Here is a 15,390-nt window from a genome sequence, read left to right as displayed (position 1 = left end):
ACTGCCGGCCTGTCGGGCCGTAGCGGATGATCAGTTGGGACGCAGACGCTGGGCGATGGTGGCCGACTCGAAGGCGCGGGCCCGCATCACCACGCCCTCGACCTCCTGCCGGCTCGGCAGCTCGGCGGGCTTGTCGGTCTTGCGGGCGACGATCTCCATGTGCCGCTCGCGGACGTCCGACTCGATCGCGAACTCGACGATCTCGAAGCCGGCGGCCCGGACCATGTACTTGAACGACGTCTCGTGGAAGTAGTGCAGGTGCTCCCAGGAGAGGATCTCTCCGAGCAGCCGCCGACGCTGGTCTTTGTAGGCGGCCATGTAGTGCTCGAAGATGCTCCAGTTGCAGATGTAGAGCAGACCGTCGTCGGTGAGGATGTCCCGGGCCGCGCGCAGGCACTTCATCGGGTCCAGCATGTGCTGGAGCGACCCGGACACGATGGCGACCTTGACGTTGTCGCGGTGCTTCTCGACGATCTGGTCCGCGACCTCCTCCACGGCCCCGGCGAAGATCGACGTACCGAGCCGCTTGGCCGCGATCTGCGTGTAGATGTCGGAGATCTCCTCACCGTCGACGGCGCAGCCGGTGAGCTGCTGGAGCGCCCAGAGCCACGCGCCGTCGCCACAGCCGAAGTCGAAGACCGTGTCGTCCGCAGTGAGCTTCCCGGTGAGGTACGTGTCGTAGAGCCGCTTGCCGTGGCCGAACCGCTCGTCCCAGAACTCCGGGTCGTCGAACTGCGCCAGCTTCTCCTCCAGCGTCACCTTGCTGAAGTCGGCGCAGAGGTGGAAGTAGGCGTCGTCCTGGTAGAACTCGTTGAACGCCGCCATCGAGGGACGCGGGTTGATGTAGAGGTGCGAACAACTGAGGCAGATGTCCAGGATCAGGGTGTTGCCCCGCAGCGCGACACCTTCGTACAGCGGAGCCCGCTCCGTCGACCCACAGATGGGGCAGGGGATGCGCTCGTGGGTTTCCGGGGCACCCTCGAGCGGCAGGATGTACTCAGGTACGTGGTCGTGCATGTACGGCTCCATTGGTGAGAGGCGAGCGGGGCGGACGGTCCGGACCACTCCGAACACCGGAACGGGTGCCCGGGCTGCCGGGGAGGAGTGTCGTGGCCCGGTTCGCGGGGCACGGGCGGTCGGCCTGGCCTCGGTCGTTCCCGAAGGTGGGGCCGACGTCGACGTGGCGCAGGGTCGGCCGGTCGGCGGGACGGTTCCGGATGGTCGGCACGAGGGTGACGACGAGGCGCTGTCCGTGGGCCGGCGTCACCGCGATCGGGTGGCACATGTCAGCTCCTGGAACTGCGGCGGGTCACGTCACGTTTCCCGACCGGGCTCGCCGGCCGTCCGGGGCCTGAATGCCGAGGGTCTCTTTTCTGTGACGTTGACGGCCGGGCGAAGCCCGACCGGACTGCACGTGACAATTCTCAAACCCCTAACCAGCCAGCAATAGCTTCGCGGCTGACCGTGAGCTGCGCCCTCGTTCGATGGAGACTAGATTCTGCCCCGAAGGCTGTCAACGATCGAACTGAGGGTCATCAACGCCATTCAGACTGCAATCCTGGCCTGTCGGCGATGTCCAGATTTGATGCAAACCTGCGCGGTGGCATGGCTGACGCCCCCGCTGGCCGGACGACGATGGAGCGTTCGGTGCGAGAGAGCAGCGGGACGGCCGTTCTTGCGGGCGGCAATTTCGTCGCACGATTGCCGCGCCCATCCCGAGCAGGTGCCGCTCGCTCCAGGTAACCGTGCCGCCACCGCATGGTCGCGGAATGCACCCCGGGCGGCCGTTGCGACACTTCTCGAATGCCAAATGAACAAGGTGGGGCGGCGGATTGGCGGCCGCGCTACGACTGCCAGATCGGATCCGCAGGGAAGTTCGAGTTCCCGGCCGCCGCAAGCAGTCACCCTTTGGCGTAGATCGGTGACGGCCATCGCATGATCCTTCAGGACAGCCGATCCCGAAAGAAGAGCGACGCGCAGCAGCCGCACCTGAGAGTGCGGAGCACCGGCAGACGCCACACCCCGTCCTGCCGTCAGATGACCGAGGAGGCAAGCGCTTCCTCCGCCCCTGGGTCGTCGTCGCCGAACGCCCCGGGCAGGTCGGCTGGCCACCCGACGAACCTGCGATGCCCGCGAGGTGGCCCGCGCACTGTTCGACCGGGCCGGCGGCGTGACATTTCTGCTCCACGTTCCGCAGCAACGGCGCAATATCCGGGTTACGCACCGACAGGTCGGCCTCGACGATCCGCAGGCCCACCGCCCGGAAGCGCCGCCGCTTCTCGCGGATCATTTCCCGCCTGCGCCGCGACTGCGCGGACAGATTATCCGGCGAAGGAGCACAAGGGCAGCGGAACAAATGGTTCCGAGCGCCTTCGCCATCCCGGTAAGCGGGCAGGAGAATGGTGGAGAGAATCTTGACCAGTGCGTTCTTTCCCGCTCCATTCGGGCCAAGGATGCCAAGGATTTCGCAGTCGTCGACGGTTAGGCTGACACCGTCGGGCGCGACGGTCTCATCGGCCTCGCGTCGGGCCCGGCAGGCGCGCACCAGTTCGTGAATTTCGACAACCGCTGGCCTCATATCCCTTCGCCGCAGCGCTCGACACATGGAGAACCCGCAGCACTGGCGCCACGCCAATATAGACGTATCCTCGGATGCGGGGAAGGCTCTCCTACTATCGGCACGATCTGTCGCGTGCGGCGCTACTCACTGCTTATCTGTGATGCGGCAGCACCGCGTTCAGATCGGAAGGGCGGAACTGGTGGACACTTCGGGATGGCACACGCTCAGGGTCGGCACCGGTGACGAGGTCGTACTCGTGGTCGACTTCAGCGCCGAGGCGTCCCGTGCGGTGGCCGGCTTCGACGATCTCGTTCCACTCCTACCGGACCGGTACACCGTCCGGGCGCCGAGCCGTGCCGCCTGGCTCGGTGACCCGGAAAGCGTGGCCGGGTCCGACGCCCGGCTCGCCGCCTGGCTCGCGACGGCCGACAGTCTTGGGCCCGAGGTCGTGGCCGTACTCGGGTACTGCGCCGGATGCCGGCTCGCCGCCGCATTCGTCGACCGGATCGTGGTCCCGACCCCACCGGCGACGATCTTCTTCGACCCGCTGCCGGTTGTGCCGTGGACGCTCTGCCACGAATTCGTGAAGGCCGTCACGCCGCTCACACCCGGCCTCGGGCAGGACGTCGTCGAACGGGCCGTCGAACAGGCCAGGGCAGAGACTGACCGCACCGTCGACCTCGACGAACTCGCCCGCTGGCTCAGCACCTCGTACGCGGGGCTGGCGAGCCGGGGCTGCGAGGAAATCGGCATCGAGCCGGAGTTCACGGAGCAGTTGATCAGCCGACTGACGGAGTACCTCCGCTACCTGACCATCTCGGCGGCCACCCCGGCGGCACCCGGTCCCGCGCCGACCCTCGTGCTCCGCTCCCGCGAGCCGGTCCCGGCTGAGCTGCGGGAGTATCCCGTCGCCCGGCAACTCGACGTGCCCAGGGCCGAGTTGCTCGCCAGCCAGGAGGCAGCCGACCTGGTGACGCAGGTCCTGACCGGTCGGAAGCTGCCCGCCCCGGAGACCGTGAAACGCTGACCCCGGGCCAGCGCTGGTCCGGGTCGACTGCCCGCCGACCCGGGCCAGCAGCACGACCGCCTCAGCGGTCGACCTGGGTGAAGTCCCAGGAGTGCGGCGGGCGGGCCAGCAACATCGCCGGCGGCTCCGGCAGCGGGCGCGGGTTGCTGCGCCACCTGGAGATGACCACGACCCGGTGGTCGGTGGAGGAGAACACCTCACTGGACACGTGCATCGGGTCGTGCTCGAACTCGGGCAGCGCGGTGTCGCAGACCCAGGTGATCAGGTCCGCGATGCCGTACGGCTCCGCCCGCGCCTCCCACATCCGCACGATCACGTCAGCCATCCTCGGGGTTCACACGCTGACCGTGGTCAGCGGCATGGCGGAATCGGCGGGCAGGTCCAGCCGGCTCGGCGCGACACCCGAGGCGACCAGGTGCGAGCCGAGGGCGGCGACCATCGCGCCGTTGTCCGTGCAGAGTCCGGGCCGGGGCACCCGCACCCGGATGCCGTGTGCGGCGGCGCGGTCCTCGGCCATCGCCCGCAGCCGGGAGTTGGCCGCCACACCACCGCCGATCACCAGCGTCTCGACGCCGTTGGCCCGGCAGGCGTCCAGCGCCTTGCGCACCAGCACGTCGCAGACCGCCTCCTGGAAGGACGCGGCCACGTCGGCCACCGGCACCGCCTCGCCGGCCCGCTGCCGCGCCTCGACCCAACGGGCCACCGCCGTCTTCAGCCCCGAAAAGGAGAAGTCGTAGCGGTGGGCGGCGAGATCCTTGGGGGCGGTCAGGCCGCGCGGGAAACCGATGGCGGCCGGATCGCCGGCCCGGGCCTCCCGGTCGATGTACGGGCCACCGGGGAACGGCAGTCCGAGCAGCCGGGCCACCTTGTCGAACGCCTCGCCGGCCGCGTCGTCGATGGTGGCGCCGAGCGGCGTGACGCCCCGGGCCAGGTCGTCGACGAGCAACAGGGAGGAGTGCCCGCCGGAGACCAGCAGGGCGATCGCCGGCTCGGGCAGCGGGCCGTGTTCCAGGGTGTCCACGGCGACGTGCGCGGCCAGGTGGTTGACGCCGTAGACCGGCTTCTCGGCGGCCAGCGCGTAGCCCTTCGCGGCGGCCACCCCGACCAGCAGCGCGCCGGCCAGCCCCGGGCCGGAGGTGACCGCGATCGCGTCGATGTCGGCGAGCGTCACCCCCGCCTCCTTCAACGCCCGGTCCATGGTCGGCACGATGGCTTCCAGGTGGGCCCGGCTGGCCACCTCAGGCACCACGCCACCGAAGCGGGCGTGCTGCTCGACGCTGGAGGCGAGCGCGTCGGCCAGCAGCGTGTGCCCGCGCACGATGCCGATGCCGGTCTCGTCGCAGGAGGTCTCGATGCCGAGGACCAGGGGTTCGTCAGTCATCGCTCACATCCCGGGTGCGCTGCATGACCAGCGCGTCGGTGTTGCTCGGTTGGTAGTAGCCGCGCCGCACGCCGATCGGCTCGAAGCCGTACGCCGCGTAGAGCTTCTGGGCGGGGGCGTTGTCCGCCGCGACCTCCAGCAGGGTGCTACGGACGCCGAGCCGGGCGGCCTCGGCGAGCAGCGCCTCCAGCAGGAGCCGGCCGACGCCGCGCCGCTGGGCGTCCCGACGCACCGCGACGTTCTGCACCCACGCCTCGTCGGGCGGGGCCACGGCGAGCCCGGCGTAGCCGAGCACGGCGCCGCCGTCGTCGGTGGCGGCCAGGTAGAAGTGCCCGTTGGCCAGCTCGTTCCAGAACATCGCCGCCGACCACTGCTCGGCGCCGAACAGGTCCACCTCGATCGGCAGCACCTCGTCGACGTGCCACCACCGGAACCGCTCCAGGCGCACACTCACGGCACCACCTCGGTTCGCGACTGCGAGGCTCGCAAAACCGGCTCACTCCTCGCGCTCACAGCGTCCCCTCGGTTCGCGACTGCGAGGCTCGCAAAACCGGCTCACTCCTCGCGCTCACGGGAGAACCGGCTTGCGGGCGGTCGCCGCCACGGCGTCCGGGCGACGCAGGTAGAGCGGGGTGAGCACCTCTGCGGGGGCCCCGGCCCGGATGCGCTCGGCGGCCAGGGTCGCCAGCACGCCGGCGTCCGGGTAGCGGGGCTCGTCCCGCACGGGCAGGCCGAGCGCGTCCGCGTACCGGTGTGCGCCGTCGCCGACCGCAGTCGTGACGGCCAGGTCGCGGGCGCGCTCGGCGGCGACGGCCGGCACGGAGACCTCCGGCCCGACGATCCGCTGGCCCGCGCCGTCGTAGACCGCCCAGTAGATCTCCCGGCGGCGCGCGTCGCTCGCCGCCAGCACCGGCTCGCCGGCGGCCGCCGGGTGGCCGATGGCGTCCAGCGAGCAGACGCCGTACGTCGGGACGCCCAGCACCTGGCCGATGGTGGCGGCGGTGACCAGCCCCACCCGCAGCCCGGTGAACGGGCCGGGGCCGAGCCCGGCGACGATCGCGCCCAGGTCGGCCGGACGGGCGCCGGCCTCGGCGAGCACCGCGTCGACCTGTGGGGCGAGCAGTTCACCGTGGGCGCGGGCGTCGACCGTGCAGCGGTGCGCGCGGATCGCGACGCCGTCCGCCGCGACCTCCGCCAGCGCCGCGGTCACCGCGGGGGTCGAGCTGTCCACCACCAGTACGAGCACGGTAAGCCAGCCTAGTCGGCCCCGCCGTCACCCCCGGTGACGCCCCGGGTCGGTGCGGCCCGGCCGGCAGGTGACGGAACGGCCGGAGGGCGACACGGGTCAGCTCGGGCGGCGGTCGTGGCGACCGGGGGCGGGCTCGGGCCGGCACGGTCAGCTCGGGGTGCGGAACTTTCGCAGGAACCCCGGCAGCAGCCAGGGACGCCGCCCGCTGATGCGGACCTTGCCGGTGAGCACCGCCCGGGCCCGGCTGACCCGGCCGAACATCATCAGGTTGAGCGTGCCGGGGTCGTGGTCGATCCGGGCGTCGGGCCGGGCGTCGGGGTCGGCGAACGTCATCCGCCCCCGGTGCAGCATCAGCCGGACCGGGGCCGCGTACGCCGAGCGGAACTCGACCACGACCGGGCGCTCGCTCGGCGGCGCGCCGCCGTCGATCAGCCGCCCGTAGCCGTGCCGGACCACCCCGGCCAGGAACAGCTCCATGAACAGCGCGGCGTCCCGGCCGGGGAGCGACCACGGCCGCCCGGTGACGTGGGCGACGTCGTGACCGTGGATGAGCAGCTCGTTGACCAGGTGCGCGCAGAGCCCGGCGAGGGGCACCCGGGCCCCGCCGAGCCAGGGCACCGTCTCGTCGGGGCGCCGGGCACCGCAGGCGAGGAGAAGCTGCCCCACGTCGGCCCGCAACCGGTCGGCGAGGGCCTGCGGGTCGCGCTCGGTAAGGTGCCGGAGCAGCACGTCGTTGAAGTCCGCCACCGTTTCGACGGTGACGTCGGGAAGCTGCCGGTGCAGGCCCGGCACCGGCAGGGGTGGATGCTCCGGGTCCACCAGGCAGACGTAGTACCACGCGAGCGAGCCCACGTGGGCCAGCGTGTCGACCACCGACCAGTGGGCCGTCGCCATCGCCTGCGGTGGGGTGGCGCGGACCAGGTCGAGGAAGCGATCCGTCTGGTCCGCCAGCGCCGTCCGCGCCACCTGCCACCGCTGTTCGCTGACCGTCGCCGCCATCGCCGCCTCCCGGGTCGCCGACCGATCGAGGCACAGGCTACAACGGGCAGCGACCACACGGTCACCGCGAGAATGCGGAACTGTCAGCCGGCGGAACGCTCCCAGTCGACGGTGGGCAGACCGGCGTCGGCGAGCGCCTTGTTGGTCGCGCTGAACGGGCGGCTGCCCAGGAAACCACGCGGGTTCATCGGGCTGGGGTGCCCGGCCTCCAGCACCACGTGCTGCGGGTTGGTGACCAGGGCCGCCTTCTTGCGCGCGTAGCCGCCCCAGAGCAGGAAGACCACCCGGGAGCCCATCGCGTCGAGCGCCCGGATGGTGGCGTCGGTGAACTCCTCCCAGCCACGGTTGGCATGCGAGCCGGGCGTCGCCTCACGGACGGTGAGGACGGAGTTGAGCAGCAGCACGCCCTGTGCCGCCCAGCCGCTCAGGTTGCCGCCGCGCGGCTTCGGCACGCCGACGTCCTCGCCCAGCTCCTTGAAGACGTTGCGCAGCGACGGCGGCACGCTCACGCCCTCCCGCACGCTGAAGCTGAGCCCGTGCGCCTGGCCCGCCTTGTGGTAGGGGTCCTGCCCGAGGATCAGCACCCGGCAGTCGGCCGGTGCGCAGAGCCGGTAGGCCGAGAAGAGGTCCTCGACCGGCGGGTAGACGGTGCGGGTCGCGTATTCCCCCGCGACGAACGCGGCCAACTCGGCGGTGCGGGCCGGGTCGAGGTGCGGGGTGAGCACGGCACGCCAGTCCTCCGGCAGCAGCGCCAGCAGGTCCAGGGTGGGGGCGTCGTCGGGCATCGGCAACCTTTCGTAGTCGATCGCCACCTTCATACCAGTCGCAACCGACACTCCCCGACACCGACGGGGCCAGGGCCGGCGTCCGCCATGGAGCCCCTCCAATAGTTACCGTAGCGTAACTTACCGGCGAGTCACTTACGGCGCGCGGCGCTGCTAGCTTGCATTCACCTCCATCCATGCTCCTGAGGAGTGGCCTGTGAGCAGCAAGAATCCCCGTCCCCGTACCAGCACGCACTCGGTGCTGTCCCCCAGCCGCCGGCAGGCACCGGCCGGCGTGCGCGTGCTGGCCGTCGTGGTAGGGGCGGCAGCCTGTCTGGGCGTGTCCGGCGTACCCGCCGCCGCCTCCGGCGGGTCGGAGCCCGTGGTCTCCCGTGGAGTGACCATCCCCGTCTTCTACAACCCGCCCGCCGAGCTGCCCTCCGCCAACGGCACGCTGATCCGCAGCGAGCCCCTGCCTCTCGGCCTGAGCATTCCCGGGCTGGACGGTCGTCCGATGCCGGGCACGGCGACCCGGCTGATGTACAGGTCCACCGACTCCAACGGCCGGGCCGTCGGAGTGACCGGCGCCTACCTCGAACCGTCGACGGCATGGCGGGGCGGCGGCCCGCGCCCGCTGGTGGCCGTCGCCTCCGGCACCATGGGGCAGGGCGACCAGTGCGCGCCCTCGATGGCGTTGCAGTACCCGCTGACCCTGCGCGGCGAGACCGTGTCGGTCGGCTACGAGGCGCTGGCCATCTACCGCCTTCTCTCCACCGGCACGGCGGTCGTCGTCACCGACTACGTCGGTCTGGGTACGACCGACCGGCTCCACACCTACGTCAACCGCCTCGACCAGGGCCACGCCCTGCTGGACGCGGCCCGCGCCGCGCCTGCCGTGCCGGGAGCATCGGTCACCCGCGACTCACGCGTCGGCCTGTACGGCTACAGCCAGGGAGGCGGCGCCAGCGCCGCGGCCGCGGAACTCCAGCCCACCTACGCACCCGAGGTGCCACTGGCCGGCACCTACGTCGGTGCGCCGCCCGCCGACCTGACCTCGGTCCTCAAGGGCATCGACGGCAGCGCCCTGGCGGGTGCGCTGGGCTGGTCGATGAACGGCTTCGCCCAGTCCGACCCGGCCCTACGGGACGTCGTCGAAGCGAACATCAACACCACCGGCAGGGCGGCACTGAAGGACATGTCGACCATGTGCGTCGGCGACGTGCTCTTCGGTTACGGCTTCACGAAGAGCACCAGCTGGACCACCAGCGGCAGATCCCTCGGCGACGTCATCGCGGCCTCGCCCCAGGCACAGGCGGCACTCGACAGGCAGCGCATCGGCACGGTCAAACCTGCCGGCCCGGTGCGCCTGGCAACCGGCATCCACGACGACATCGTTCCCCACCGGCAGGCCCGCCAACTGGCCGTGGACTGGTGCCGCAAGGGCGGCAACATCACTTACGAGGCCATCAGCCTGCCGAACCTCGGGGACAAGATCCTCACCAACCACCTGGTTCCACTCATCACCGACCAGGGCGACGCGGTGTCCTGGATCACCGACCGACTCGCCGGCAGGACGGCCCACTCCAACTGCTGGACGATGCCCCTTCAGCCCTAGGCGCGTTCCCGCCGACCGGCTCGGCGGCACTCGTCGATCATGACGACGTGCGGGAAGGACAGGGCCTGAAGGTCGACAGCGGCCTTCGAGCCCTGCTTCCGGCGGCCGGTCGACGTGGCTCCGCCCGCAGGATGCGGCACCGAGGCCAGCACCAGTCAGCGCAGAGCCGCCAGGCGTTGCTCCCAGTCGCCGCCGACCGGCTCCAGCTCGACCACCCGGGTGTCGTCGTCGCGCCGGTCGACGCGTACCCGCAGGTGGGCGTCGACCAACTGCTCGACCAGGCCCTCGCCCCACTCCACCACGGTCACCGACTCGTCCACCGAGGCGTCCAGGTCCAGGTCGTCGATCTCGGCACGCGGGTCGGCCGCGTCCCCCAGCCGGTACGCGTCGGCGTGCACCAGCGCCACCGTGCCGCCCCGCGTCGGGTCGGGCTGGTGCACGCGAGCGATCACGAAGGTGGGCGAGGTGATGTCGCCGCGCACCCCGAGCCCGGCCCCGATGCCCTGGGTCAGCGCGGTCTTGCCGGCGCCGAGCGGCCCGGTCAGCAGCAGCAGGTCGCCGGCACGCAGCAGCCCGGCCAGCCGCCGCCCGAACCCGTGGGTGTCGTCGACCGTCGACAGCCTCACGACGTGGCGCACGGTGCCTCCAGGAACCGGACCATCGCCTCGTTGACCTCGTCGGCGTGCTCCAGCATCACCACGTGCCCGCTGTCGGAGATCTTGACGAACTCGGCGTGCGGCAGCCGCCGGACGATCTCCTCGGAGTGCGTCACGGGGGTGATCATGTCCTTGTCGCCGACGACCACCAGCACGGGGGTGTCCGCCAGCGCGGCGAGCGCCGGGAACCGGGAGTGCGTCGCGAGGGTCCGCAGGTAGCGCGTCACCGTGTCGGCGGACGTACGGGAGTTCATCGTCTCGACGTACGACACCAGGGCCGGGCTGGGGTGGCGGGTGCCGAAGCCGTACTTGCGGGTGAGCAGCCAGGCCACATTCGTGGTGGACCTGCGCGCCCGGTCGATCACGGGGCCGCCGTAGCGGGTGACGTTGCCGACCATGTGCAGCACCGGCGCGCCGACCCGGCCGAGCAGGGCGGGCGCCACCAGCTTCGTCTCGGCGAGCAGGCCGCCCGAGGTGGCCATCAGCACGGTGCCCACGACCCGGTCGCCGAACAGCTCCGGGAACAGCTCGGCGAAGGCCATGATGGTCATCCCGCCCATCGAGTGGCCGACGAGCACCAGCGGCCCCTCCGGCGCGGCCCGGTCGATCACCTCGCGCAGGGTCCGGCCGAGCGCGGTCAGGTCGTACTCGCCCGTCTCCAGCCGCCCGGACCTGCCGTGCCCGGGCTGGTCGTACGCGACGATCCGGTGCTCGCCCCGCTCGGCGAGCAACTGGCGCTGGAAGTGGAACGTGCCCATGTCGAGGCAGAAGCCGTGCACCAGCACCACGGTCGGGTTGCCGGCCCTGGGCCGGGTCGGCTCCACCACCTCGACGTGGATGTCGGTGCCGTCGGGCATCTCCAGCCGGAACGCCTCGTCGTACCGCTGCTCGCCGAAGACCTCCCCGGCGTACCGGTCGGCGGGGTCGGCCTTGAGCTTGCGGACCAGGGCGCGTTCGGTGGCGACGCCGGCCGCGAGCCCGGCGGCGGCCACCCCGACGGCGGCCAACGCGCCGACGGCGGCCCTCGCGTGCCCGGTGCGCGGCAGCGGGATGCGGGGGCGGTACGTCACGGGCGCTCGCCGTCGTAGACGCGGGGCACCCGCGTGCCGCCGAACCGGGTGACGATCTCGTAGTTGATGGTGCCGACCGCCTCGGCCCAGTCGTCGGCCGTGGGCTCGCCGTCAGCGCCGCTGCCGAAGAGGGTGACCACGTCGCCGGCGGCCACCGGGTCGTCGCCGCAGTCGAGCACGAACTGGTCCATGCAGACCCGGCCCGAGATCTTCCGGCGCTTGCCGCCGAGCTGCACCGGGCCGCTGTTCGAGGCGTGCCGGGGCACCCCGTCGGCGTAGCCGAGCGGCACCACCGCCAGGTTCGCCTCCTGCTCGGTGGTGTAGGTGTGCCCGTACGAGACGCCGGAGCCGGCGGGGACCCGCTTGGTGAGCATCACCCGGGCCCGGGCGGTCATCGCCGGGCGCAGCCCGTAGCGCTCGCCGGCCAGCGGGGAGAGGCCGTAGACGGCCAGCCCGGGCCGGACCAGGTCGAAGTGGGTGTCCGGCCGGCTCAGGGTGGCCGCCGAGTTGGCCAGGTGCCGGTAGCGCGGTCGCAGGCCGGCCTGCTCGGCCATGCCCAGCCCCTCGTGGAAGACGGCGAGCTGGCGGTCGATGGTCGGGTGGCCGGGCGAGTCCGCGTAGACGAAGTGGCTCCACACCCCGACCACCTCGACCAGGCCGTCGGCCTGTGCCTTGGCGGCGGCATCGAGCAGGGCCGGCCAGTCGGCGACGGTCGCGCCGCCCCGGGCCAGCCCAGTGTCGATCTTGAGATGCACCCGGGCCGGCCGGCCGGCGACGCGGCCCGCCTCGACCATCTCGTCGAGCTGGGGCAGGCTGGCCGCGCCGAGGTCGACCCCGGCGGCGACGCCCTCGTGCAGCGGCAGCCCGGGCGCGAGGAGCCAGGCCAGCACCGGCACGGTGATCCCGGCCCGGCGCAGCGCGAGCGCCTCGTCCAGCGTGCAGACCCCCAGCCAGTCCGCCCCGCCGTCGAGGGCCGCGCGGGCGGCCGGGACCATGCCGTGGCCGTAGCCGTCGGCCTTCACCACCGCCATCAACTCGGCGCTGGTGCCGGACCTCATCCGGCTCACGTTCTCGCGGATCGCGTCCAGGTCCACGCGTACCTCGGCCTGCCACATGCCCCCAGCCTACTTTCCGCACCGATCTCCCCGGCCGAGGCCGGCACAGACGCTGTCGCCGGGCCGGCGGACACGGCCGGATCAGCCGAGGCGGGCGAGGACCGGGCGGAGGGCGTCGGCCACGTCGGGCGCGGTCACCGGCCCGCCCCGGGCCGCCTCCCGGCCGGCCAGCCCGTGCAGGTACGCGGCGGCGGCCGCCGCCCGCTCCGGGGGCAGCCCGGCCGCGAGCAGCGAGCCGAGCAGGCCGGCCAGCACGTCGCCGGTGCCCCCGGTGGCCAGCGCGGGGGTGCCGGTCGGGTTGACGTACGCCCGCCCGGCCGGCGTGCCGATCACCGTGCGGTCGCCCTTGAGCAGCACCACCGCGTTCATCCAGGCCGCCAGCCGCAGCGTGGCGCCCACCCGGTCCGCGCCCGGCGCCTCCCCACAGAGCCGGGCGAACTCCCGGTCGTGCGGGGTGACCACGATCGGGGCGTCCCGCTTGCGCAGCCGGTCGGCGAGCGAGCCGTCGACCAGCAGGGTCAGCGCGTCGGCGTCGAGCACCACCGGCACCGGGGCGGCGAGCACCGCCCGCAGTTCCCCGGCCGCCTCCTCGCCGGTGCCCAGGCCGGAGCCGCAGACCCAGGCCTGCACCCGCCCGGCGTCGGCGACCCGGTCGGTGGCGATCACCGACGGGTGCCGGCGCAGCACGTCGGCCCGGGCCGAGCCGGCGTAGCGGACCAGGCCGGTCGGGCCGGCCAGCGCCCCGGCGACGGAGAGCACGGCCGCCCCGGGGTAGGTCGCCGAACCGGTCGCGACGCCCACCACGCCCCGGCTGTACTTCTCCGAGGCCGCGCCGAGCCGGGGCCACCACCCGACGACGTCCGACCACTCGGTGACGCCCAGCGCCGGGCTGCCCCGCAGCCACGGCTCCAGCCCGATGTCGACCAACTCCACCTCACCGGCGAGCACGGCGGCCGGACCCACCACCAGGGCGGGCTTCAGCCCGCCGAACGTCACCGTCACGTCGGCGCGCACGGCGCTGGGGCGGCCGGACGCGGTCAACGGCACTCCCCCGGTGTCGACCGCCACCCCGCTGGGCACGTCCACGGCGACCACGGTGGCCGGAGCGCCGTCGCGCCCGCGGTGCCGCACGAGGCTGGCGGCGAGCTGGTCGGCGGTGTCCCGCAGCCCGCCGCGCCCGCCGATGCCGACGATGCCGTCCAGCACCAGGTCGACGATCCCCGGCGGCCGGTCGACGACCCGCCCGCCGGCCGCCCGCAGCGCGGCCAGGCCCTGCGCGTGTGCCCGGCCGGGGGTCAGCAGCAGCGCCGACACGGCCGCGCCCCGCCGGGCCAGGTGGGCACCGGCAAGGAGCGTGTCACCGCCGTTGTCGCCGGAGCCGACCAGCATCAGCACCCGCGCGGAGTAGACGCCGCCCCGGTCGGCGAGCAGCAGCGCGCAGCGGCGGGCCAGCCCGGCGGCGGCCCGCTGCATCAGCGTCCCGGGCGGGAGGGTGGCCATCAGTCCCGCCTCCGCCGCACGTACGTCCGCGACCCGCCACACCTGTCTCATGCCACCCCGTTCCGTCCGGTTCCCGGCGCCCCGCGACGCGACGCGCCCCCGATCACCGCTCCGCGACCACCATCGCCGAGGCGATCCCGCCGTCGTGGGACAACGAGAGATGCCAGCGGTTCACCCCGCGCTCGACGGCCGCCGCCGCGACCGTGCCGGAGACGGTCAGCCAGGGACGGCCGTCCGGGTCCGGCACGATCTCGCAGTCGTGCCAGCTCAGACCGGCCGGGGCGCCGAGCGCCTTGGCGACCGCCTCCTTGGCCGCGAAGCGGGCGGCCAGCGACTCGGGCGAGCGCGGGTTGCCGGAGCGGGTGTAGCGCTCGGCCTCCGTGAAGAGCCGGTCGGAGAGCAGCGGTGTCCGTGCCAGGGCCTTGGCGAACCGCTCGACGAGAACGACATCGATGCCGACAGCGACGATCACCCGCTCACCCTACCGGCGCGGGCGGCCGCAGGTTAGCCGCCGTTTCCGTGCGGGGCAACGCCTGTGGACGACCGGCCGCACGCCGGGAGGGCCGTTGTCCACAGGACACGCGCGGGGGTGTGGATGCCGCCTAGCGTCGCGGCCGTCGATGTTTCCGCGAGACGGGGGGCCGAGAATGACCGAGGAGCCGTTGACCGTACGACCCGACGTGCTGAGCCGGGCCGCGAGTGGGCTCGACGACGGCGCGTACCGGCTGGGGCACGGGCTGGCCGGGGCGTCCGGGCTGGTGGTGCCGGCCCCGGAGTGGTCGGCCGGAGCGGCGTTGACCGGGCTCGAGTCGGCCGTACACGCCTGGTTCGGCCGTCTCGGGGCCCGCGTGGCCAGCACGGCCGGGGCGGTCCGGGCCGCCGCCGAGGCGTACGAGGCGGTGGACGACCGGGCGGCCGGCCGGCTCACCGCCGTGCCCCGGTGACCAGGCCGGCTCCCCCTGCGGCGGGTGGAGCCGCACCGGCCGGGCGTCCGGCGCATCCGGCCGATCGGGCCACGGAAGTCGGGTACCGACAGCTGTGGGCGGCCGATCCCGGCACGTGGCGGGCCGCCGGGGTGGCCTGGCGCGGGCTGACCGAGCCGGTGTCGCGGCGGGCCGACGAGCTGGTCGCCGGCGCGGCGGTGCTGCGAGGCGGCTGGTCGGGCGGGGCGGCCGACGCCGCCGATGCCCGGCTCGCGGCGCTGCGCGCCGAGCTGACGGCGGCCTCTCCCGCCCTCATCGAGACCGACCAGGTGCTGGCCGAGTTCGCCGGCCGGCTGGCCTCGGCCAAGGCCCGGCTCGCCGCCGCGGTGGCCCGGGCGGACGCGGCGGGGCTGCTGGTCGACCGGCAGGGGCGCGTCTCCGCCGGCCCCGCCCGCGCGCCGGCGGCCACCCGGTCCGGGGCGGCGACCGAGGCGGGCGCGGCGATCCGGGCGGCGCTGGAGCTGGCCGGGG

The 15,390-nt window shown here is 73.2% G+C and carries 16 protein-coding genes and 1 pseudogene; 4 read left to right on the top strand and 13 right to left on the bottom strand.

The window, feature by feature from the left end; genetic code table 11:
- Nucleotides 1-30 precede the first annotated feature (30 nt).
- Together AB0D32_RS10640 and AB0D32_RS10635 are read right to left on the bottom strand one after the other, a co-directional pair.
- Nucleotides 31-1,017 carry a class I SAM-dependent methyltransferase gene (locus AB0D32_RS10640; RefSeq protein ID WP_357087507.1) on the bottom strand — a complete coding sequence of 329 codons (987 nt, stop codon included), beginning with the start codon at nt 1,015-1,017 and terminating at the stop codon, nt 31-33.
- Between the two features lie 496 nt (nt 1,018-1,513).
- Complete coding sequence (locus tag AB0D32_RS10635; RefSeq protein ID WP_357087505.1) at nt 1,514-2,578, bottom strand: ATP-binding cassette domain-containing protein; 1,065 nt, start codon at nt 2,576-2,578, stop codon at nt 1,514-1,516.
- 181 nt (nt 2,579-2,759) lie between these two features.
- Between AB0D32_RS10635 and AB0D32_RS10630 the strand changes: the two genes are divergently transcribed.
- Nucleotides 2,760-3,587: a hypothetical protein gene (locus AB0D32_RS10630; RefSeq protein WP_357087502.1), complete on the top strand. Its 828-nt coding sequence runs from the start codon at nt 2,760-2,762 to the stop codon at nt 3,585-3,587.
- Nucleotides 3,588-3,648: 61 nt separating this feature from the next.
- On the opposite strand, the gene AB0D32_RS10625 is transcribed toward AB0D32_RS10630, so the two are convergent.
- The 6 genes from AB0D32_RS10625 to ung form a co-directional block, all read right to left on the bottom strand.
- A complete protein-coding gene (locus AB0D32_RS10625; RefSeq protein WP_357087500.1) occupies nt 3,649-3,903 on the bottom strand; it encodes a hypothetical protein in 255 nt (84 codons plus the stop codon).
- Nucleotides 3,904-3,921: 18 nt separating this feature from the next.
- Nucleotides 3,922-4,968 carry a tRNA (adenosine(37)-N6)-threonylcarbamoyltransferase complex transferase subunit TsaD gene (tsaD, locus tag AB0D32_RS10620; protein ID WP_357087498.1) on the bottom strand — a complete coding sequence of 349 codons (1,047 nt, stop codon included), beginning with the start codon at nt 4,966-4,968 and terminating at the stop codon, nt 3,922-3,924.
- A complete protein-coding gene (gene rimI, locus AB0D32_RS10615) occupies nt 4,961-5,416 on the bottom strand; it encodes a ribosomal protein S18-alanine N-acetyltransferase (protein ID WP_357088070.1) in 456 nt (151 codons plus the stop codon). The genes tsaD and rimI overlap by 8 nt, the downstream gene beginning before the upstream one ends.
- A gap of 120 nt (nt 5,417-5,536) precedes the next feature.
- A complete protein-coding gene (gene tsaB / locus AB0D32_RS10610) occupies nt 5,537-6,214 on the bottom strand; it encodes a tRNA (adenosine(37)-N6)-threonylcarbamoyltransferase complex dimerization subunit type 1 TsaB (protein ID WP_357087495.1) in 678 nt (225 codons plus the stop codon).
- Nucleotides 6,215-6,364: 150 nt separating this feature from the next.
- Complete coding sequence (locus tag AB0D32_RS10605; protein WP_357087493.1) at nt 6,365-7,216, bottom strand: maleylpyruvate isomerase N-terminal domain-containing protein; 852 nt, start codon at nt 7,214-7,216, stop codon at nt 6,365-6,367.
- An 83-nt stretch (nt 7,217-7,299) separates the two neighbouring features.
- Nucleotides 7,300-8,001 carry a uracil-DNA glycosylase gene (gene ung, locus AB0D32_RS10600; RefSeq protein WP_357087490.1) on the bottom strand — a complete coding sequence of 234 codons (702 nt, stop codon included), beginning with the start codon at nt 7,999-8,001 and terminating at the stop codon, nt 7,300-7,302.
- A gap of 196 nt (nt 8,002-8,197) precedes the next feature.
- Here ung and AB0D32_RS10595 point away from each other — a divergent pair, with 196 nt between their 5' ends.
- Entirely contained in the window at nt 8,198-9,595 is a 1,398-nt protein-coding gene (locus AB0D32_RS10595; RefSeq protein ID WP_357087487.1) for a lipase family protein, read from the top strand.
- A gap of 155 nt (nt 9,596-9,750) precedes the next feature.
- Here the strand turns inward: AB0D32_RS10595 and tsaE are convergent, their stop codons facing one another.
- The 5 genes from tsaE to AB0D32_RS10570 all read right to left on the bottom strand — a co-directional run bounded on the left by tsaE (nt 9,751) and on the right by AB0D32_RS10570 (nt 14,408).
- Nucleotides 9,751-10,233 carry a tRNA (adenosine(37)-N6)-threonylcarbamoyltransferase complex ATPase subunit type 1 TsaE gene (gene tsaE / locus AB0D32_RS10590; RefSeq protein WP_357087484.1) on the bottom strand — a complete coding sequence of 161 codons (483 nt, stop codon included), beginning with the start codon at nt 10,231-10,233 and terminating at the stop codon, nt 9,751-9,753.
- Nucleotides 10,218-11,321 carry an alpha/beta hydrolase gene (locus AB0D32_RS10585; protein WP_357087481.1) on the bottom strand — a complete coding sequence of 368 codons (1,104 nt, stop codon included), beginning with the start codon at nt 11,319-11,321 and terminating at the stop codon, nt 10,218-10,220. Before AB0D32_RS10585 ends, tsaE begins: the two co-directional genes overlap by 16 nt.
- Nucleotides 11,318-12,436, bottom strand: a complete 1,119-nt coding sequence (gene alr, locus AB0D32_RS10580; RefSeq protein WP_357087478.1) for an alanine racemase — start codon at nt 12,434-12,436, stop codon at nt 11,318-11,320. Before alr ends, AB0D32_RS10585 begins: the two co-directional genes overlap by 4 nt.
- A gap of 81 nt (nt 12,437-12,517) precedes the next feature.
- On the bottom strand, nt 12,518-13,987 hold the full coding sequence (locus AB0D32_RS10575) for an NAD(P)H-hydrate dehydratase (protein ID WP_357087476.1): 1,470 nt from the start codon (nt 13,985-13,987) through the stop codon (nt 12,518-12,520).
- Between the two features lie 52 nt (nt 13,988-14,039).
- Nucleotides 14,040-14,408, bottom strand: coding sequence for a holo-ACP synthase (locus AB0D32_RS10570; protein ID WP_357087474.1), 369 nt, complete (start codon nt 14,406-14,408; stop codon nt 14,040-14,042).
- Nucleotides 14,409-14,583: 175 nt separating this feature from the next.
- On the opposite strand from AB0D32_RS10570, the gene AB0D32_RS10565 reads away from it, so the two are divergent.
- Both AB0D32_RS10565 and AB0D32_RS10560 read left to right on the top strand, forming a co-directional pair.
- Nucleotides 14,584-14,880, top strand: a complete 297-nt coding sequence (locus AB0D32_RS10565; RefSeq protein ID WP_357087471.1) for a type VII secretion target — start codon at nt 14,584-14,586, stop codon at nt 14,878-14,880.
- Nucleotides 14,877-15,390, top strand: a pseudogene (locus AB0D32_RS10560) (hypothetical protein); the annotation flags it as partial. The gene AB0D32_RS10565 and the pseudogene AB0D32_RS10560, both read left to right, overlap by 4 nt.

Origin of the sequence: Micromonospora sp. NPDC048170 (assembly GCF_040652795.1) — a bacterium.
Classification (GTDB): Bacteria; Actinomycetota; Actinomycetes; order Mycobacteriales; family Micromonosporaceae; genus Micromonospora.
Note: the sequence above shows the minus strand (reverse complement) of the source record. Positions and strands in the feature narration are given on the sequence as shown.

Bases quoted from the DNA above. Each gene is read 5' to 3' on its own strand.
- AB0D32_RS10640 (WP_357087507.1), bottom strand. From the start codon at position 1,017: ATGCACGACCACGTACCTGAGTACATCCTGCCGCTCGAGGGTGCCCCG.
- AB0D32_RS10635 (WP_357087505.1), bottom strand. From the start codon at position 2,578: ATGAGGCCAGCGGTTGTCGAAATTCACGAACTGGTGCGCGCCTGCCGG.
- tsaD (WP_357087498.1), bottom strand. From the start codon at position 4,968: ATGACTGACGAACCCCTGGTCCTCGGCATCGAGACCTCCTGCGACGAG.
- AB0D32_RS10605 (WP_357087493.1), bottom strand. From the start codon at position 7,216: ATGGCGGCGACGGTCAGCGAACAGCGGTGGCAGGTGGCGCGGACGGCG.
- ung (WP_357087490.1), bottom strand. From the start codon at position 8,001: ATGCCCGACGACGCCCCCACCCTGGACCTGCTGGCGCTGCTGCCGGAG.
- alr (WP_357087478.1), bottom strand. From the start codon at position 12,436: ATGTGGCAGGCCGAGGTACGCGTGGACCTGGACGCGATCCGCGAGAAC.
- AB0D32_RS10575 (WP_357087476.1), bottom strand. From the start codon at position 13,987: ATGAGACAGGTGTGGCGGGTCGCGGACGTACGTGCGGCGGAGGCGGGA.
- AB0D32_RS10565 (WP_357087471.1), top strand. From the start codon at position 14,584: ATGACCGAGGAGCCGTTGACCGTACGACCCGACGTGCTGAGCCGGGCC.